Raw genomic sequence first — 17,933 nt, forward strand, 5'->3', positions numbered from 1 at the left:
GTCGTATGGCTCATTCCTGACCTGTCGCGGCTTCACTCCCCTGCACTCTTTCGTCATGCGTATGGGGGACTGTGCTCGGTGCGTGTGTGGTCCAAGATCGATTGCATGAGAACTTCCTTGATCCGCCGTGCCTCTGTCACGGCTCTGGTGCTGGCGGCGACGATGGCCCCCGCGGTGGCGGCCCAGCCGAGCGGCACCGGAACCCGGTCGGATACGGCCGCCGCGAGGCCCGGTCCCGCCGTGAAGTCCGCCCTCGGGGCGAAGGCCCGGCTGCTGGGCGAGAAGATCGTTCCGTACAAACTCGCCTTCCGGGACACGACGGTTGGCGGGCTCTCCGGCATCGACCGCAATCCGTGCACGGGCGAGTACGTCATGATCAGTGACGACCGCTCGAATCTCCAGCCCGCCCGCTTCTACACCGCCAGGATCAGGCTGGACGGCGCCGGTGTGCACTCCGTCGACTTCACCGGCACCCACCCGTTCCTTCAGCCGGACGGATCGGTCTACCCGCCGGCGAGCGTCGGCGACGGGAAGGCCGTGGACCCGGAGGAGGTGCGGGTGGACCCGCGCAGCTGCCGGTACTGGTGGGCGCAGGAAGGCGACCGGCCGACCTCGGCCGGCCAACCGGTGATCCAGCCGTCGATTCAGTTCGCCAACCGTATCGGCGCCTACCGTGGCCAACTGCCACTGCCCGCCAACTACGAGGTCACCCTGGGCGATCGGGGTCCCCGGCGGAACAAGGCGGTCGAAGCGTTCACCTTCGGGGACAGGGACCGCGTGGTGACCAGCGCCGTCGAGGGGCCGCTGCTTCAGGACGGCCCGGATCCCACCCTGGAACACGGAGCCCTGGTCCGCGTCACCCAGCAGAGCCGGGACGGCGGAGTGCTCGGACAGTTCGCCTACCCCGTCGACCCGATCTTCGCCGAGTCCGACCCGTCCAGCCCCTGGCCGCCGGACACCGGGGTGCCCTCGATCCTCGCGTTCCCCGATGACCCCAGCCGCTACCTCGTACTCGAACGGAGCTGGGTGGCGGGCTCGGGCTACAAGATCCGTCTCTACGACGCCACCACCCGCGGAGCGACCGAGGTGCAGGCCTTCGACTCCCTGGCCGGCCGCCAGGTCCTGCCGATGCGCAAGAAGCTGGTCGCCGACTTCCATGACCTGGGCCTGTCCACGGTCGACAACACCGAGGGCATGACCTGGGGTCCGGCCCTGCCGGGCGGCGAGCGGAGCCTGCTCCTCGTCAGCGACGACAACTTCGCCGACGACGCGGTCACCCAGCTTGTCGCACTCGGCATCCGCACCCGCTGACACCAGCTGCTTCACCCCGGCTCGTCCGAGGGCAGGCCGTGGCGCCCAGCCGGCGCCACGGCCTGCCTGTAGTCCAGGACCGCTGAACGCGGGAGCCAGGGCACGGGCGGACACCTCCGGATCTGCAGTTCGCCCGGGGCGCCGTGTGACCGCAGTGGCGCGTCGAGCCCGCGGCCCGGCCCGCCTCCACAACTACGACGCCTTCTGGGTCGCCACCACGCTGGTCGCCGAGCAGGAGGGCGACCGCGCGGACCACTGATGAGACGAGGTCGCCCTCAGGGGCAGGCGTGCTCGACGTGAGCCGGCCGGGAGCGAGCGCGTACATCACATATTGACGGTCCGTCAGGAAGGCTACTCGGCCGGGGCTCGGACCAGGTCGGCGAATGCCTGTTCCGGCGGTGTGAGTACGCGATCGCCGCGGCGCACCAGGGGCACGGCGCGCTTCGGTGGTGCGGGGGTGACCGTGGCCCGGGACAGCAACTGTTCGTCGCGGGGCGTGCCGGCGCACGGAACGATTGCGGCCTCCCGCGCAGCAGCCACGACTCGACCGCTTCCTCGTTTCCCACCCGGATCTGACAACTCGGGACTGGGGAGCGCGTCGGCGCTCGTGCGGTGGACCAGCTGAAGAAGCCCAGGATGCAGGGCGGTGGTCCGTGCCGCCGAGGTGCGTGCGGCCGGCAGACCGGATGGTCTACCGGCCGGACGTCGGATCGTACGGGGCCGTCCGGGCCCGGCGCCCGGCCGGAGACCTCAGGCGCGGCCGACCGCCGCAGCGGTGATCCAGTTCCTGAACTCGACGGCGTAGTGCCGCAGATGGTGCTCCAGGACGTCCTGCGGGCAGGCGGTGGGCGCGTAGACGGTCAGGCTCGCGGTGAACCCGTCAGCGGTGTCACCGAACTGGGTCAGCGCCCGCCCGACGACCGTACCGTCGGCGAGGAAGAGGTTCGAGGACATCTTGTGCGGAAAGTCGGACTCGGGAAGGAGCTCGTCCGCGTCCTCGGCCCAGGCCATCGCGTCCGTTCCCCAGCCGCCCATGTAGAAGGAGCAGACGTGGGGGCCGATGTTCTCCACCACGTTGAACGATCCGTAGGCCCCGGGAGTCATCACGTAGTGCTCGGGGTGTGCGGCAAGGAGCGCGTTCTCGTCGCCCGCGAAGGCCTTGTCCATCCAGGCCAGGAAGGCGCCCGATGTGAGGCCCCGCGTCGTGAGCACGGTCGTGCCTGCCGTGAAGCGGCCGTCGGAGGCGGCCGCACCGTCCCGCAGGAAGGCGTTGCCCTCCTCGATGTCCGCGGCCAGGAGGTCGAGCAGCCCCTGGCGTCCCAGCCGCGTCCTGAAGCGATCGAGGGCGCGGCGGGCATAGAACAGCTCGAAGTCGTCGATGCTCCCGGCGCTGCTGGGCCCCGACTCCAGCGTCACGGTCACGAGCGGAGATGTCTGGGTGTCGGTCATTCGCGAACCTCCCGTAGGACTCTCATGCGAATGTGAATTCACATTCGCATCTTGAGGGTACCCAGAGGGGTGCCCCACCTGTCAAAGAACCTGGTGAGACCGCCGCCGATACGATGCGTGACATGACTGAGGAGCCAGACCGCCCAGCGCCCTACCGGGCACCCCGGCAGGCACGCAGCGCCGCGACGCTGGCGCGTGTGCTGCAGGCGGCCGAGGAAATCGCCTCCTCCTCCGGCCTGGGCGAGATGACGATCACCGGCGTCGCGGAACGCGCGGGCGTCTCGGTCGGCACGATCTACCGTCGCTTCGAGGACAAAGAACAGCTGATCAACGCCCTGACGGAACGGATGCTGGAACGACGCGAGCAGTACGTGGCCGAGCAACTGCGGGCCGCCGAGCCGTCACTCGCCGGAGTCCTGGACGCATACGCGCACGCACTCCTGCAGTCCTTCGCCGACAGCAGCCGGCTCTTTCCTGAACTGATGCATGCACGGGGAACGCGAGCCCTGGACCGGGGGGCCCGCACGATCACCGAAATCCACCGCCTCCTGCTCGAAGCGGCAGGCCCCTACACGGACCGGATCCGGCGCTCCGATGCGGAGACTGCCCTGGACACCGTGGCCCGTGCCATCCTCGGCGCCTGTTTCCATGACTCCCTGCGCCCCGACAGTCCTGCCGGAGACGCTGCCCGACGCCGGTACGCGGACGAACTGAGCGACATGGCAGTCGCCTATCTGCTCACTTCCGACCGCCGTCGCACCGCGCCCGGCTGAGGCTGCGGAGCGGGCGAATGCGGCGGCGGGAGACTTGCCCAGCGGCGCCGGAGTCTGCCGTCCCTGTACGGCAACGAGGATGGGCGCGATACCGGTCAACAGAGGGGAAGAGACAGTGGAGAACTTCTTTGAGCGGGTGGGACGCTTCTGGCCGCCGGGCCGTCGCGATCTGCACTGGCACATTCTGCCGACCCCTGATGAGGCCGGATCTCTCTCGGTGCCGTACAAGGGACTTGCCTCGCCGGGGCTGAAAGGCGTGCCGGTGAGTGGAATGCACTGCACGCTTCTGCACGCGGTCGGACTGGGCAGCGGTGACGTCGACACGGACGCGCTCATCAAGGAAGTCGGGCGCTACGCGCAGACGGTGCGGCCCTTCACCTTGACGTTCGACCGGCCCTCCGTGGGCAATGTCGGAATCGAGATCGGCGGATGGCCAGGACTGCCGTTCACCGAGATCGTGAACGCCGTCACCCAGGTGACGGCCTGCGCCGGAGCGGACTTCAAGGCCGCACCGAGCCGCTACCCGCACATGTCGCTCGCCTACGCCTCGGACGGCGCTGAGGCAATCGACGCGGTCAGCCTCAAGGCCGCGCTGGCCGCCATCGCCCAGCCGTTGTCCGGGACTGTGGTCGTGGACCGACTGCACCTCGTTGAGCAATGGCACGACGGCGCGCACATCAGATGGAATCCGATCGCCGCTGTGCCACTCGCAGGGGTGCCGGCATGACCTCGCCCCCGGGCCCCCTGCCCCGGGTGGGCATTCCACCGCCTGGCTGTGGTGATTGCTGCTACGAGCATCGGGCTGGAAGACGTGAAGAGGTGCGCGGACCTACGTGCCTTTTGGGGCATTAGGCCGTTAGGGGTGTCGCGGACGCACTCGGCGTCCCGGCCGGAAGGATGCCTGATGTTCACGAAGCGTGTTGCCCGCCGTCTGCTGGTACTGACTGCCACCGCGGCTGCGGGTACAGGTGCGGCGAGTGTTCCGGCCGTCGCGAGCACGAACATTCTGGCGGCGGGCAATGCCGCTCACGACACCACGATGATCAACAAGGAGCGTGAGGTCACCGCGGTCGGCGTGACGACGTACAGCAGCGGGGTGGGCAGCGGTCTGGTCCAGCTGCCGGTGAACAGCCCTGAGAACCGCGGTGGTGGGGGCAGCCTGCTCTTTTCGGACCGCGGGCTGAAGACCGAGGTCACCGCGGTGGTCTGGGAGCGATGAACTACCGTCGGATGAAGGGTTCCTTGGCCAGGACATGGATGCCGGCCCTGGCCAGGATGCGCCCGGGGCAGGGCGCATCCGCGGCCGGTCTGGCGTCCGATGCCGTGCCGGGGGCGGTGCGCGGCGGCGACCCGGTCAACGGTTACCAGGTGCTGGAGCAGGTGGTGCAGCTGCCGGTCAGTACCTGGCGCTACCACTGGGACCCGCCACACGTGCGCCATCTGGGGCCCATGGCGCAGGACTGGTGGAAGGCGTTCGGGGTCGGTGAGAACGACCGAACGATCTGCTGCACCGATGCCAACGGCGTGGCCATCGTCGCTATCCAGGCACTGCACCGGGAATTGACCGAACTACGAAACGAAGTCGCGGCCCTACGGGCCCAAGGTCCACCGGCACGCAGCCCCCGCGCCCCCGGAGCCGCCGACCCGGTATGAAGGACCGGCCCCGAACATGAGCTGACGCGCGTATCACCGGAAATCCGCCGAGCCTCCAGCTCGCACGCCACGGATACAACGAAGCAGTCCCCAAAGCGGGGGGCGCGCCCGCCCCTGGCGTCTCAAGCAGCACATCTCTACGGCCGACGCAGGAGGGATCAGTTCCGTGACCTGGCGATGTTGGGGTTCAGATTTCGTGTCGGAATCGCACGGCAGGTGCCGGATGGGAGTGAGATCCGGCGTGGAGCTGAGACGTGCAGAGTCGCGCCCGTACCTTGTTCGCGCTGAAACGCCGACGCCCGGAAGATCAATACGCCGGGGCGGGAACAGCCGGTCCGGCTCGCACTGTTGCATCGAGCGGGGGACCGGTGCCACGCGGGCGGGAAACACGGAGACAATCAGGTGGTCCGCTCCGGCAGGAACCGGGCCCCGTCATCGCGGAACGCCGCCGCTCACTCGGCCAAAGACGTATTTCTGCTGGAGGAATGTTTCATGACTGACCGGCCCTTGACCCTCATGGCAGTGCATGCCCACCCCGACGACGAGGCCACCGGAACCGGAGGGGTCCTCGCGCGGTACGCGGCGGAGGGCATCCGCACGGTTCTTGTGACGTGTACCGACGGCGGTTGCGGTGACGGACCGGAAGGCGTCAAGCCGGGCGATCCCGGGCACGATCCGGCGGCTGTGGCCTTGATGCGCCGTCAAGAACTCGAGGCGAGCTGTGACGTCCTGAAGGTCAGTGACCTGGAGATGCTGGACTATGCCGACTCCGGGATGATGGGCTGGCCGAGCAACGACGCCCCCGGATCCTTCTGGCAGACCCCCGTGGAGAAGGGCGCCGCCCGCCTTGCGGAGCTGATGCGGCACTACCGGCCCGATGTGGTCGTCACCTACGACGAGAACGGCTTCTACGGCCACCCCGACCACATCCAGGCGCATCGCATCACCATGGCGGCGCTCGAGATGACCGAGCTGACACCGAAGGTGTACTGGACCACGATGCCCCGCTCGGGCATGCAGCGGTTCGGCGAGATCATCCGCGAGTTTCATCCCGACATGCCGGAGCCGGATCCTGCCGAGGCCGCCGCGATGGCCGAGATCGGCCTCCCCGACGACGAGATCACCACGTGGGTGGACACCACCGCATTCAGCGGTCAGAAATTCGATTCGCTGGCCGCGCATGCCAGTCAGGGAGAGAACATCTTCTTCCTCAAGATGGGCAGGGAGAGGTTCGGCGAGTTCATGGGCGTGGAGACGTTCGTGCGTGTCAAGGACACCACCGGCGCGGCCGTCCCCGAGAACGATCTCTTCGCGGGACTGCGCTGATCCGCCCGCCCGGCCGGGGCCGCATGGCCCTGGCCGGGCAGACGGTACTTTCGACGGGCAACTACGAACGGCTGATGACGCAGCGCGTGCCGAACCTGGCCCCTGCCCCCACCGCTTGGTCGCCGCCGAGGCCATGCCGCCGATGCCCTCGCCCGGCCCCGGGGCCCCTCCCTCCGGGGATATTGCCCCGCAGCGAACCTGCCTGATCAGTCCTGGGACTCGGACTCGTGACGGGCCCGCTGCCACGCTTCCTGAAAGTCAGCAGGTTCGATCTCCATCGGCACATACTGCGGATCATGAAGGTCGAACGGCGGGTTGAAGGGCCAGTCCTCGATGCCCGTCTTGACCGAACCACCGTCCGGACCGACCTCAACCTGCCGCAACCGCCTGCCGTCCGGTCCGAGTTCCATCAGGAAGACGTCTCCCTCATCGTCCTCCGGCCAGCGCAGGCACACACGCTCCCGTCCCGCGAGGAAGCCGAATCCCGGCTGACCACGCTGGGCATCCCGCTGAGCGCGAAGGCTGGACAGCGGATTCGGATCCGGATCGTCAAGGCGGACCTCTTCCAAGGTCCACGTCTCGGCACGGCTCATGACATCCGGGTCCGAGACCACCTCAACCTCGGCACAGGCACCGGTGATCTCCTCGGCCGAGCCTGCCCACACCCACCACCACAGACCCCCCATCCCATAGTCATGAAGGACCAGATAGCGCGTCATGCCGACCTCACCCTGTTGGTTCACAATCCGTGAGCCTACGTTGCAGGAGATCTGGTCCATATACGACGGAGTGGTTCTGCCGTGACTCGGCTCGCATCCCACCCGGATGCGGATTCCGCAGAAGCCAGTTGCACGGAGAACCCGGCCGGGTCGTTGTCGTCCGACCGCACGGCCCCGCCGCCTCGCTGCTGAGTACAAGTTCCACAGGCGGGCTCAACGAGGTATGTCGTTTCCGGACGGGCGGCGAGAAGCGTCACGTGAGACTGGGCGCTGTGCCGTCGATCTGAGGGCCGTCACAGGCACCGTGCGCGGCATGCTGACCGACTCGGTCGAGCCTGATCGCCATGGGTAGTTCGGGCGGTTCGGGCAGTTCCCGCACCCGATGTCGCCATTGGTTTCCGGAGCTGAACCGCACGCCGTCGAGACGGTCGCCGGGATGAGTGCTGACCGGCGGGTGCGGAGAACTCGGCATGTCATGGCCGTCGGGCAGCACTGCCGTATCCGCTCCCAGTGCGCAGTCTGCGGCTTCTGCGCCCCGCTCTTCTGCCTGCCGGCGACAACTGGCCACAGTCCCGTCCGCCTCGGGGCGTCGCCTGCGATGTTCGGCTGGGACCTCGATCGGGTGAACTGCCTGGGTGACGGACTGCGGTGATCGTTGCGCCGAAGGGCTTGGGAATTGCGGGAGGGCTTCGGGAGGGAAGTCGTCGGGAAGGACTCGGGGAAAGCGATGGACACGCTGGTCCCCTCCTTGTGCCGGAGCGTGTTGCGAAACGGCGTGCGGCGACGGACGTGCCGTAATACTCCTGGGGAGACAGCGAGACGGGTTCGTCCTCACCTGGAGTGGTCAATGTCTGTTCGACGTGCCGTGCCCAACATTCACTCGAAGGCCGTGCAGGAGAGCCGGGAGTTCTACGGACTGCTCGGCTTCGAGGAGGTCATGAACCACGGTTGGATTATGACGCTCGCTTCCCCGTCGAGCCCGACCGCGCAGATCAGCATCATGACCCATGACAGGACAGCGCCGGTCACCCCCGACATGAGCGTCGAGGTGGACGACGTGGATGCGGCCTATGCGGTCATGCGGGAGAGCGGTGCGGAGATCGTTCACCCGTTGCAGGACGAGGAGTGGGGCGTGCGGCGGTTCTTCGTACGCGACCCCAATGGTCAGGTCGTCAATGTGCTGGGTCACCGCTGACTGCCTTGCCCGCACCAGCCGAACGGGCTGTCCCGGTGCTGTAGGGAGGCGTGAAGCCGGGTTCGGACGGCGTCGCGGTCTCCTGCGGCGGTCCGTCCGGCGGTGTGAGCGGTGATGGACCCGCTCGCGGCCGGGGCCTGACGGCCTCGGGTACCCGCGTGTAGCGTCACCCCATGACCGACGAGACCACGGCCAGGGCAGGTAGAGAGTTCTACACCTTCGACGGCCGGATCCTGGAGGTCTTCGGCAGCTATCCGAAGCGGTTCCACATCCGGAACATGGACCTGCGGGTCACGGGTCCCGACCGGAAGGGGAGGCGGACCGTCGAGATCGTCTCCGGTTCACCCGAAGCCCCTGCGGCGCACCACACATGGCACCATTCGGCCGAGGAGTGGCAGCGGGCGCAGGGCCTGGAAACGCTGCTGGAAGCGGTTCGACTGGGTATCGCGTCGGCCAGGGAGCACGAAGCCTAACGGTTTCCCGCAACGGTGGTCGAGGATGACCAAAGCCCTGTCAGGGGCTCGGGTTCCTCGAGGGCGTTGCTAGGCCAGGGCCGCGAACCTGCGTCCCGTACTCCGGTTCGACCTCGCTGGCGGTTCGCCGAGGGGCACCGCGCTCATCGCGTGTGGGCACTCCGGTACCTACAGGCGATCAAGGTGCGGGACATCCAACCGCTTCGGACGGCACGTGTCGGCGTATGGGGATCCGTCCGTGGAAGGCGTGCGCGGGAGTGGGTGATGCGTCGTCTGGCCGGCGCCTCTTCTGGTCGAAGTAGTTGGCTGGAGTGGGTAGTTCGAGCGTTCACCTTCCCGCTGGGCGGGCCCGGTCGCTGGGCTACTGTGCTCCGCATGAAGATCGAATCCCTTCTCGAGGACCGCGACAGCGAGGACGCCGCACGCGTGGATGCCGCCGCCGCACGGCTGGCGGAACATGCCGACAGCGTGGTGCCGGAACTGCTCCGAGGGGTGGCCGGGGTGCAGCGCACAGCCGGTCTTCAGCCGGTGATGCGGGCGTTGAGTCTCATCGGTCCGCCGGCGTTCGACGGTGTGCTGGCGGCCTGGCGGCGCAAGGAAGTGACGGACTGGCAGGCGGGGCGGCTCCTCAGGGTGTTCGACGAGAGCTCCGCCGACCAGTACGCCGCCCTGGCGGCCGATCCGGACTACGGGAAGTCGAGCAGCGGCTTTCAGGGGCTCATCAGGCTGCGGGTGGACTCCGAGGCGGGACTCATGGGCCTGGTGCGTACGTTCGCCGGGGGGCGCGTCGTCCCCTACAAGGCATCCGACTACGCCCGCCTGCTGCACGAATCCTTCCGGCCGCGGCTGCGCTCACTGCGTCACGACCCGGCCGCGTCCCCGAGGATCCGACGCGGCGCGATGGCCGCACTTGTGGCGGGCGGCGGTGCCGACGCCCTCGACGACCGTGACCGGGCGGCGCTCGAGCGGCTGATACGGGTGAAGATCCTGGACGAGGTTCCGACGCTTCCTTCATCGGTCCTGAGCGGCTGGTGGATGGCGGTGCCCGGGGCGTCGTACGAGGGCGTCTTCGAGGCGCTGGGCCTGCACGACCGACGGCCTGTCACGGTCGCCGCCGGTGTCGAGGCGGCGGAGGGCCGGCTGCTCGGGCAGGACGGCCCCGACAGTGTGGGGAGGGCCTTCGTCACCCCGGAACTGGACGGCTGGCGCCTGGTCTTCGGTCCCTTCGACCTCCTCGTTGGCGACCCCTGGGACGACATGATCGAGACGGTCGAGCGGGTCAGTGTCCACTGCGGCCATGCTCAGCTCTTCTTCCTGGACGACGCCGGCGGCTCGGATGTGTGGATCGTCGCCGAGAACGGCCGGGTGATCCGTCAGTACGCAGCCGAGAGCGACCCCGAATGGGAAGGCGATCCACTGCCGTGGGAGACCCTCGCCGGAGACGACCCGGATGCCGATCCCGAGTACGACCACGTTCCGTCGAACGCGGGCACCGCGGGCGCCCGGTCCGCCTGCGGACACCTCTCCGTCGACCCCGACGAGGTCGGCCCGGGCACTGACGTGCGCGGCCACGGCTGGCTGGCCCTCACCGCACCGGACGTCGGCCACGGCGCGTTCCCCGGGACGCTCCGCATCTGACGCGCACCCGCTCTCCACCACGAGGCCGGTCCGGCCACGTGATGGCGCGGGCGACGGCGGCTATTCCTGCGGCGGGGGTCGTAAGGACCGGCCGTCGGTAGCAGGGAGGCCCACACCGCCCAGGACAGCGAGGTCCGTGCGGTGCGGTGGGGACGACAGCAGCGCGAGGACATCTGCGGGGTCGGGACTGCCGGCGTCCACCGGAGCGGCGAGGGCGGCCTGCGCACTGTTCTCGTCCTGCCAGACCTCGATGACGTTCACCGTGTCCGGGTTGGCTGCCTCCTGGCTGATCAGGTAGATCTCGCAGCCGGGGAAGCCATCCAGCCTCTCCGCGACCTTCAGCAGAACGGCGGCGAGTTCGCCTCCCTTGCCCGGGTACGCGGTCATGGTCATCAATCTGCCGATCATGTTCAGACCAGGGTGGTGATGCAGAACGGGTGGCCGGCGGGGTCCAGCAGGACGCGCCACCGGTCGGGCTGGGGCTGGGCCGGGGGCTCGACCGCACCCAGGGCCAGCAGGTGGGCATGCGCGGCGTCCAGGTCGTCGACGCCCAGTTCGATGTGGGCCTGCTTCTCCTGAGAAGGGTCTGGCCAGGTGGGACGCCTGTAGTCGGTCAGCCGGTTGAATCCCAGTCCGGCCGATCCCTCCTGGCCGAGCAGGACGAAGTCGTCGGTGGAGTAGGCGACGGAAAGGCCGAGGGCCTCGCCGTAGAAGCGGGCCAGTTCGGCAGGGTCGGGGCAGTCGAAGGTGACTGCCGAGTAGCGGATCGCCGGTACGGACGTGTTTCCAGTGGTCATGGGGAAGACGCTATGACGGGACCAGGACAGATTCGGTCCTGGTCATGCGGGACACTTCACGGTGTGATCAGCACATCCGCCCGCCTGCTGCGACTGGTGTCGCTGCTGTCCTCGCGGCCGTCGTGGACCTGCAGCGAACTGGCAGGCCGTATGACGGTCACCGAGCGCACTGTGAGGCGGGACATCGCCAGGCTTCGGGAGCTCGGCTACGGAGTCGAGTCCGACCCCGGTCCCTGGGGCGGCTATCGCCTCCGCCCCGGATCCCGGTTGCCGCCGTTGATCCTCGATGACTCAGAGGCACTCGCGGTGGCCATCGCACTGCGCGAGGCCGCACTCAGCGGCGTTCTCGGCGGTGACCAGGCCGCACTGTCCGCTCTGCTGAAGTTGCGTCAGGTTCTGCCAGGCCGCATCGCGGACCGGCTGGGCGAAATGGACGACGCCTTTGTTCACACGACAAGACCCGACGCGCCGCAGATCGCGCCCGGCATGCTCCTGGAACTGGCCGGTGCCTGTCGCCGGGCCGAGCGTTGCCGACTCTCGTACCGCGATCGGGAGGGGACGGCCACCGTCCGGGATGTCGACCCCTACCGTCTGGTGCACACCGGACGCCGTTGGTACTTCGTCGCCCGGGACGTGACGCGGGACGAATGGCGTACATTCCGGGCTGACAGAGTTGGCCGGATACAGTCCACCGGGCGCCCGGTGGAGCTCATCGACCCACCCGACCCGGCGCTGCTTGTCTCCCGCTCCATCGCGACCGGAGCCTACCCGCTCTATGCGACGATCCGTCTCCGCTTGCCCGTGGAGCAGGCGCTCGAGCTGATCCCGCCGACGGTCGGAACCCATCGCCCGGAAGGCCCCGACCACACAATCGTCGACATCGGGGGCCCCGACGCGGACGGGCTCGCCAGGTACCTCCTCGGCCTGGCCACACCCCTGCGGGTCCTGTCACCGGACGACGTACGGGAAGCCCTGCTGCGCCGTACCCGGGAACTGTTCGAGGACAACGACCACGATCAGCCCCGGTAGAGACACATTGCACAGGGAGCGTACGCGGACCGGCCCCCAAATCGGTTGCCCTGCCGGGTGCAGGGGGAGACGCTGTCGTACCCACCGTCCCACCCCACCGCGACCATCCCCGCGGGAACCACCCCCACGCCGCCCGACCGCTGTTTCGGTGCCTGCGCCCCGCAGATCGGGGTCTCGGCATGGATTCAGGGCATGGTTGTGAGTGGCCAGGAGTTCGGGGCGTTGCGTCGGACCGCAGCGCGTATGTGGATCATGGCCAGGACGGCGCTCATGTGGGTCTTGCCCTCGGTGTGCCGAACAGATTGATCGCGATCCTACGTGGCCGTCCTGGGGGTCGCACTCATCGTGCACGTGCTGCGGATGCTGCTCGCCCAGGCCCTCGCGCGTGATGTCGAAGCGGCACAGATGCAGGCCGAGTTGGACGAGGTGATCTGATGCCGATCACCGTCGACACCGATGTGATGCTGGCCAGGCGGAAGATGTCCGTGGGCGAGCTCGCGGACCGCGTCGGGATCACGCCCGCCAACCTGGCGGTACTCAAGAGCGGCCGCGCCAATGCGGTGCGCTTCACGACGCTCGCCTCGCTCTGCGAGGCGCTCAAGTGCCAGCCGGGCGACCTGCTGCGCTGGGAGGCCGAGGACGCCGAGGACGCCGCGGGCGGATGACCTGCCCCGGGGCGGGTGCGAGATCGCCTGGGGCGCAGGCGTACGCGATGGCCTGGTATGCAGTGGTCGACCCGGGCGGATCGGCCGGGTCTCCGCCCCCGCTCGGCGCGAGTTCGGCGGGCCCTGGCCCCGGACGTGCGCCGGCCCTCATGCGGGTTCGGGTTCCGGAGGGCTGGGCCCTCCAGGCCTTCAGATGCGATCGGTGACCGGACTCGGCTCGGGAACCGCGGCCTTCTGGACGACTGCCCGGCGTTCGATCAATCCGAGTGCCACACCGGCGATGATGACCATCCCGCCAAGGGCCTGCGTGAGCTGGACCGTCTCCTTGTTGATCACCACGGCACCGAGCACACCGAACACGGGAACCAGGTTGAGAATGTTGACCGCGACGCTCGAAGTCATCCTGCGCAGTCCGTAGTTGTAGAGGAGGAATCCGCCGACGGAACAAGCCACGGCCAGATAGACGAGCATCACCGAGGCCGAAGCGTCCGGCACCCGCCACTCCCCGGTCTCCAGGAGCGAGACGAGGAGGAAGCCGGCGGCGCCTGCCGCAGTCTGGTGGTAGGTGAGGCTCACCGCGTCCTGCCCGCGGCCCGCGTACTTGCCCAGCACGTTGTATCCGGCCCACATCAGACCGCCGAGCAGGAGAAGAACGTCGCCGGACCAGCGTTCGCCGCCTCCGACTTCCGCCCCGTTGCGGACGACCAGGAAGGCTCCCAGCGCGGCGAGCAGCACGCCGCTGACCCGGAGCAGCGGCATCCTGGTCCGCAGGAGAGCCAGCTCCAGAAGCATGGTCATCAGCGGATAGGTGGCCACGATCAGGGAGGCGTCCGAGGCGGTCGACAGCTCGACGCCGATGTTCTCCAGCACGAAGTAGGCCGTGATGCCGAGCAGGCCGCTCAGGTGGATCATCCGCCGCCGGCGGGCATCCGGCGGGGCGGCCGGGTTGCGTCGCATACGCACCATGATCGCGAGCAGTACGGCGGCGACGGTGAAGCGGATGGCCCCGATGGTCAGCGGCCCGACGTCCGCCAGCACCTCCTTGGTCACCGCGTAGGAGCTGCTCCACAACAGCGCGGCTGCCACGACTGCACAGATCGCCAGAGCCCTCGTCTTCCGTTCTTCCACGGCTGATGCCCTCTCGTCCCGAACCCCGACTCCGCCCTGACCCGCACGGCAGGGGTGCGAACCATGAACGGGATTGTGAGGGGAACGCTAGAAATCAATCCGGAAGAATGGCAAACTGGACGAACATAGTTCGGATACTGAGGTGCGGGGCGGAACGTGGACGAACTAGATTCGACCTTGCTGCGACTTCTGCAGCAAGACGGTCGGCGCACCAACCGGGACCTGGCACAGGAGTTGGGTATCGCGCCCTCCACCTGCCTGGAGCGAGTGCGCGCGCTCCGTGAGCGCGGTGTGCTGCTCGGATTCCATGCTGAGGTGGACCTCCCCTCGCTGGACCGGGGGCTGCAAGCGATGATCGCCGTGCGGGTCCGGCCGCCGACGCGTGCGGTCATCGAGCAGTTCAAAGCCTTCGTGGCGCGCATGCCCGAGGTGATCGCGGTGTTCGTGCTGACGGGCACCGACGACTTCCTCCTCCATGTCGCGGTCCGCGACACCGATCAGCTGCATTCCGTGGTTCTGGACAAGCTGACCGAGCGGCAGGAGCTCGCAGACGTACGCACCTCGGTGATCTACGGGCACCTGCGGAAGAAGATCATCGAGCCGATGTGAGAGTTTGTCGGGTCACGTCTCTCTCGGCGACCGGAGACGCCGGGAGGGGAGCCGAGCCGGATCCCCGCGTCGTGATCAAGGAGTTCGCCGGAACACCAGGCGCTGCGGGTGATGGACGGCGCGCTGACAGAGCCCATCGACGCCTATGCGCGGCAAGAGTCCCGGGGTCAGGTCTCGGAATCCGGAAGCCGCCAGTCGAAGGGCATCAGATCCTGCTCCCAGCCGGGGGATCCGGCCAGGGCGAACGCGGCCTCGGGTGCGCGCAGGAAGCAGCGGTGGCGCAGTAGCTCACGCCGGTCGCCGGGCGCCAGAAGCCTCTCCTCAGGGCTGAGATTCTCCGGGTGGTCGGGGTGCAGGTCGGCACGGCCGTCGATCGGACGATCCCCTGCCACGTTGAGCCGATCGCCGGCCGGGGTCCGGTAGTCAAGTCGGAAGTCGGTGCGCCACTGGGAATTGCGGCCCCAGCCCTGGGACAGGTCGACCGTTGGCCGGTGACGGCGCCGGAACGTCCAGTACAACGGCGAGCGGTCCGCGACGCCGCGCTGTGCGTGCTCGATGCCGGCGCGGATCCGCACGCCGGCCCGGCTGAACAGAAGCCGGCCCAGCATCAGGCCGGGCAGGAGGACCTCGGTGATCTCAATCGGCGCGTGCGGGTCGTCGGCCTGTTCGACCTCGACGATCTCGTGGAGGAACGGGTCGAACGCGTCGGTGCCATCGAACGGGGTCATGCCGAGCGAGGTGAACAAGTCGAGATACTCGCGCTCCGAGATCAAGGGCCGCAGGTCCGGGGAGTCGGGCTCGTCGGATGAAGGCTCGAAGGTGAGCAGCAGCCGGTCGCTGACGCGGTGCAGGGCGTAGAGCTCCCACACGAGTTCCTGGCCGTCGGGCTCCGTCTTCTTCTCGGCCCACCATGAGTCGTCCTCGGCCGCCGTGGCCAGCCATGCGCGGTAGCCGTCCTGGGCCCGATCAACCCACGGCACGACGATCGTCTCGTACGGCTCCACCCCCTCGCACCACGCCAGGGCTTCGTACAGTTCCCGCGCATCCACCCCGAAGGACATGCCGGGAGCCTACGGGAGGCGCAGGGGGCGTCTGAGCGGACGCCCCCTGCGCCTCCCTGCCCGTCCTACCGGGTCTGTGGACAGCCAACTGCCCCTGGGTGGGGCACCGTGGGTGTCTCGTGGGCGGGGCATGTCTGCAACTTCGGTCATGGGTGCACCGCCCGCAGTGCCTGCCGGGCCTGGTCCGCGAGCGTCACTGCGGTGCCCAGACTGTTGTCGACAACCAGGTGGGGCACGGTCGGGCGCAGGTCCAGGTCGATCGTGGCCATGTACTCGTCCCAGCGCTGGAGCTTCCAGGCGTCCCGGGCTGCGGAGCGGAAGGTGATGTGCTCGCGCATCGATTCCTCGTCGCAGCGAACCCAGACAGGGAACAGGTCGACTCCCAGACCGGCGGCCCGGTTCGCAAGACGTTGCATCCAGGCCGGGTCGGTCATCTCCGCGATGAACGGCGCGCTCAGCACGGTGCTGATTCCGCACTTGATGCTGGCCATCGCCGCCTGCATGAGGCAGTCGTACTCCACCGACCGGACCTGCTCCCTGTAGAGCTCTGTGTGCCGGTCGTTCGGGTCGCCGCCCAGTGCGACCAGGAGTCGCTCCACGAGCGGCCCGGTCAGCGGATCCTTGTCGAGCAGCGGCCAGCCGGTGAGCTGGACGAAGAACCTCGCCAACTCTGTCTTTCCACTGCCGGCGTATCCGCCGACCAGGATCAGGACCGGGCGGTGCGGGTCACCCCCGGTGTGCCGTCGCTGCGAAGCGTCAATGATGCGCTGCTGGAGAGGGAGGTGCCCCGCGTCCTCACTTCCGGTCAGGATGCGGTGAATGGCTCGTTCGACAGCAAGGACGCGCGCACCGTCGAACCGGTCGCTCTTCGGCGTGATCCGGAAGGACGTCTCCTCGCCCGGCAGAGCGGTGCGGAAGCCCAGTTCGGGTTCTGTGGCCCCGTGGAGGAGGCAGTAGGCGCGCCGGTAGTGGGGGCCGGGGTAGACCTCGCCCTGCTCGTGCTGCCACAAGGTCTGCGGGTTCGTGGCTGGAATGCCATGGAGGTCTGCCCTCTCAGCAACCTCCCGTAGCCGTTCGCCCGCCCTTTCCAATGTGAGGCCATTGGCCTCCCGCCGCTCGCGCAGTCGGTCCGGTCGCCACCCTGCTCGCTTCTTTCCCACTCTCGGTCCCTCCATGTGCCAGAACGCATCCGTGGCAGTCCGGCCCGCGCAGCTTCACATACGGGATCTCAGCACATCGATCTCACAGCCCGGTGCGGAGGGGTCGAAGCCGTGCTCGATCAGCCAGCGGACCGCCAGCAGGCTTCGCAACGACCACCACGCGTGGATCACGTCGAGGTCGATGTCGGTGCCGTAGCCGGCGATGACGTCGTCGAGGTGCTCCTCGTGTCCGAGCGTGAAGGTGGCGAGGTCGTACAGGGCATCACCCTGGCCCGCCTCGGACCAGTCGATGATGCCGGTGACCTCGTCGCCGTCGACGAAGACGTGCGCGATCTGCAGGTCGCCGTGCGTGAACGCCGGAGTCCACGGCCGGAGCGCGCCCTTGGCGACCTGGTGGTTGCGGGTGACCAGGTCGGCGGGCAGGACGCCGTTCGTCACGAGCAACTCGCACTCGGCGTCGAGTTCCGCCTCCAGCGCGGCGACGCTCCGCCCGGCCCGGCCCGGCAGGGGCGGCAGGGGCGCTTCGTGCAGCGTCCGGATGGCGGCACCTGCCGCGGCCCACGCCGCCGGCGACCCGGTCGACGGCCCGCCGAGGCGCCCAAGAGTCGTCCCCGGGAGAGCGGCGATTGCGAGGACGGGCGGCCTGCGCCACAGGACCTCGGGGGTCGGGACCGGCGCGAGGGACATCGCCTCGACCTCGACGTCGATGCGCGCCTGATCGGGATCCACCTTCAAGAACATGTCGCCGACGCGCAGAGTGGCGCGCTCGGAGTGGGCGACGACGACTTCGACCTCATCCATGAGCGACCAGTATCCCGGGGATGATCGCCGACTTCACCGGGATTATTGCGTGCGATCACGCGGCTTCCGCGTCCCGCATCCCAGCGGCCTCATCCTCCGCCTTGCAGCTGCACGCACCGGACCCCCTCCCTCCCCGATCCGGCCTG

Annotated in this window: 21 protein-coding genes and 1 pseudogene; 13 read left to right on the plus strand and 9 right to left on the minus strand. The window is 68.5% G+C overall.

Annotated elements, in window-relative coordinates; translation table 11 throughout:
* The first annotated feature begins 105 nt into the window (after window positions 1-105).
* Complete coding sequence (locus OG782_RS36535; protein ID WP_406458560.1) at window positions 106-1,311, plus strand: esterase-like activity of phytase family protein; 1,206 nt, start codon at window positions 106-108, stop codon at window positions 1,309-1,311.
* 351 nt (window positions 1,312-1,662) lie between these two features.
* On the opposite strand, the gene OG782_RS36540 is transcribed toward OG782_RS36535, so the two are convergent.
* Window positions 1,663-1,851: a hypothetical protein gene (locus tag OG782_RS36540; protein WP_406458562.1), complete on the minus strand. Its 189-nt coding sequence runs from the start codon at window positions 1,849-1,851 to the stop codon at window positions 1,663-1,665.
* A gap of 210 nt (window positions 1,852-2,061) precedes the next feature.
* Entirely contained in the window at window positions 2,062-2,760 is a 699-nt protein-coding gene (locus tag OG782_RS36545; protein WP_406458564.1) for a hypothetical protein, read from the minus strand.
* Window positions 2,761-2,882: 122 nt separating this feature from the next.
* Here OG782_RS36545 and OG782_RS36550 point away from each other — a divergent pair, with 122 nt between their 5' ends.
* The 5 genes from OG782_RS36550 (at window position 2,883) to OG782_RS36570 (ending at window position 6,512) form a co-directional block, all read left to right on the plus strand.
* Window positions 2,883-3,533 carry a TetR/AcrR family transcriptional regulator gene (locus tag OG782_RS36550; RefSeq protein WP_406458566.1) on the plus strand — a complete coding sequence of 217 codons (651 nt, stop codon included), beginning with the start codon at window positions 2,883-2,885 and terminating at the stop codon, window positions 3,531-3,533.
* A gap of 79 nt (window positions 3,534-3,612) precedes the next feature.
* On the plus strand, window positions 3,613-4,260 hold the full coding sequence (locus tag OG782_RS36555) for a 2'-5' RNA ligase family protein (RefSeq protein ID WP_406458568.1): 648 nt from the start codon (window positions 3,613-3,615) through the stop codon (window positions 4,258-4,260).
* Window positions 4,261-4,437: 177 nt separating this feature from the next.
* A complete protein-coding gene (locus tag OG782_RS36560) occupies window positions 4,438-4,752 on the plus strand; it encodes a hypothetical protein (RefSeq protein WP_406458570.1) in 315 nt (104 codons plus the stop codon).
* 23 nt (window positions 4,753-4,775) lie between these two features.
* Entirely contained in the window at window positions 4,776-5,186 is a 411-nt protein-coding gene (locus OG782_RS36565; RefSeq protein WP_406458572.1) for a tail fiber domain-containing protein, read from the plus strand.
* Window positions 5,187-5,678: 492 nt separating this feature from the next.
* Complete coding sequence (locus tag OG782_RS36570; RefSeq protein WP_406458574.1) at window positions 5,679-6,512, plus strand: PIG-L family deacetylase; 834 nt, start codon at window positions 5,679-5,681, stop codon at window positions 6,510-6,512.
* Between the two features lie 206 nt (window positions 6,513-6,718).
* Here the strand turns inward: OG782_RS36570 and OG782_RS36575 are convergent, their stop codons facing one another.
* Complete coding sequence (locus OG782_RS36575) at window positions 6,719-7,231, minus strand: hypothetical protein (protein WP_406458576.1); 513 nt, start codon at window positions 7,229-7,231, stop codon at window positions 6,719-6,721.
* An 847-nt stretch (window positions 7,232-8,078) separates the two neighbouring features.
* On the opposite strand from OG782_RS36575, the gene OG782_RS36580 reads away from it, so the two are divergent.
* The 3 genes from OG782_RS36580 to OG782_RS36590 all read left to right on the plus strand — a co-directional run bounded on the left by OG782_RS36580 (window position 8,079) and on the right by OG782_RS36590 (window position 10,537).
* Complete coding sequence (locus OG782_RS36580) at window positions 8,079-8,426, plus strand: VOC family protein (protein WP_406458578.1); 348 nt, start codon at window positions 8,079-8,081, stop codon at window positions 8,424-8,426.
* 173 nt (window positions 8,427-8,599) lie between these two features.
* The gene (locus OG782_RS36585; RefSeq protein WP_406458586.1) at window positions 8,600-8,899 is read left to right on the plus strand and encodes a hypothetical protein; all 300 of its coding nucleotides are present in this window, start codon (window positions 8,600-8,602) and stop codon (window positions 8,897-8,899) included.
* A gap of 375 nt (window positions 8,900-9,274) precedes the next feature.
* The gene (locus tag OG782_RS36590) at window positions 9,275-10,537 is read left to right on the plus strand and encodes a hypothetical protein (protein ID WP_406458587.1); all 1,263 of its coding nucleotides are present in this window, start codon (window positions 9,275-9,277) and stop codon (window positions 10,535-10,537) included.
* A gap of 60 nt (window positions 10,538-10,597) precedes the next feature.
* Here the strand turns inward: OG782_RS36590 and OG782_RS36595 are convergent, their stop codons facing one another.
* Together OG782_RS36595 and OG782_RS36600 are read right to left on the minus strand one after the other, a co-directional pair.
* Complete coding sequence (locus tag OG782_RS36595) at window positions 10,598-10,945, minus strand: putative quinol monooxygenase (protein WP_406458589.1); 348 nt, start codon at window positions 10,943-10,945, stop codon at window positions 10,598-10,600.
* Window positions 10,946-10,947: 2 nt separating this feature from the next.
* On the minus strand, window positions 10,948-11,334 hold the full coding sequence (locus OG782_RS36600) for a VOC family protein (RefSeq protein WP_406458591.1): 387 nt from the start codon (window positions 11,332-11,334) through the stop codon (window positions 10,948-10,950).
* Between the two features lie 63 nt (window positions 11,335-11,397).
* Here OG782_RS36600 and OG782_RS36605 point away from each other — a divergent pair, with 63 nt between their 5' ends.
* From OG782_RS36605 to OG782_RS36615, 3 genes and pseudogenes are all read left to right on the plus strand, one after another.
* On the plus strand, window positions 11,398-12,363 hold the full coding sequence (locus OG782_RS36605) for a helix-turn-helix transcriptional regulator (RefSeq protein ID WP_406458593.1): 966 nt from the start codon (window positions 11,398-11,400) through the stop codon (window positions 12,361-12,363).
* 318 nt (window positions 12,364-12,681) lie between these two features.
* Window positions 12,682-12,798: pseudogene (locus tag OG782_RS36610) on the plus strand (DUF2975 domain-containing protein); the annotation flags it as partial.
* Entirely contained in the window at window positions 12,798-13,028 is a 231-nt protein-coding gene (locus OG782_RS36615) for a helix-turn-helix domain-containing protein (RefSeq protein WP_406458595.1), read from the plus strand. The pseudogene OG782_RS36610 and the gene OG782_RS36615, both read left to right, overlap by 1 nt.
* A gap of 189 nt (window positions 13,029-13,217) precedes the next feature.
* On the opposite strand, the gene OG782_RS36620 is transcribed toward OG782_RS36615, so the two are convergent.
* The gene (locus tag OG782_RS36620) at window positions 13,218-14,114 is read right to left on the minus strand and encodes a DMT family transporter (RefSeq protein ID WP_406458597.1); all 897 of its coding nucleotides are present in this window, start codon (window positions 14,112-14,114) and stop codon (window positions 13,218-13,220) included.
* 198 nt (window positions 14,115-14,312) lie between these two features.
* Here OG782_RS36620 and OG782_RS36625 point away from each other — a divergent pair, with 198 nt between their 5' ends.
* Window positions 14,313-14,765, plus strand: a complete 453-nt coding sequence (locus OG782_RS36625) for an Lrp/AsnC family transcriptional regulator (RefSeq protein ID WP_406458599.1) — start codon at window positions 14,313-14,315, stop codon at window positions 14,763-14,765.
* Between the two features lie 167 nt (window positions 14,766-14,932).
* On the opposite strand, the gene OG782_RS36630 is transcribed toward OG782_RS36625, so the two are convergent.
* The 3 genes from OG782_RS36630 to OG782_RS36640 all read right to left on the minus strand — a co-directional run bounded on the left by OG782_RS36630 (window position 14,933) and on the right by OG782_RS36640 (window position 17,787).
* Complete coding sequence (locus OG782_RS36630; protein WP_406458601.1) at window positions 14,933-15,826, minus strand: hypothetical protein; 894 nt, start codon at window positions 15,824-15,826, stop codon at window positions 14,933-14,935.
* A 146-nt stretch (window positions 15,827-15,972) separates the two neighbouring features.
* Window positions 15,973-16,986, minus strand: a complete 1,014-nt coding sequence (locus tag OG782_RS36635; RefSeq protein ID WP_406458603.1) for an AAA family ATPase — start codon at window positions 16,984-16,986, stop codon at window positions 15,973-15,975.
* A 54-nt stretch (window positions 16,987-17,040) separates the two neighbouring features.
* Window positions 17,041-17,787 carry a phosphotransferase family protein gene (locus OG782_RS36640; protein WP_406458605.1) on the minus strand — a complete coding sequence of 249 codons (747 nt, stop codon included), beginning with the start codon at window positions 17,785-17,787 and terminating at the stop codon, window positions 17,041-17,043.
* Window positions 17,788-17,933: the final 146 nt, after the last annotated feature.

Origin of the sequence: Streptomyces sp. NBC_00876 (assembly GCF_045207435.1) — a bacterium.
Taxonomy (GTDB): domain Bacteria; phylum Actinomycetota; class Actinomycetes; order Streptomycetales; family Streptomycetaceae; genus Streptomyces.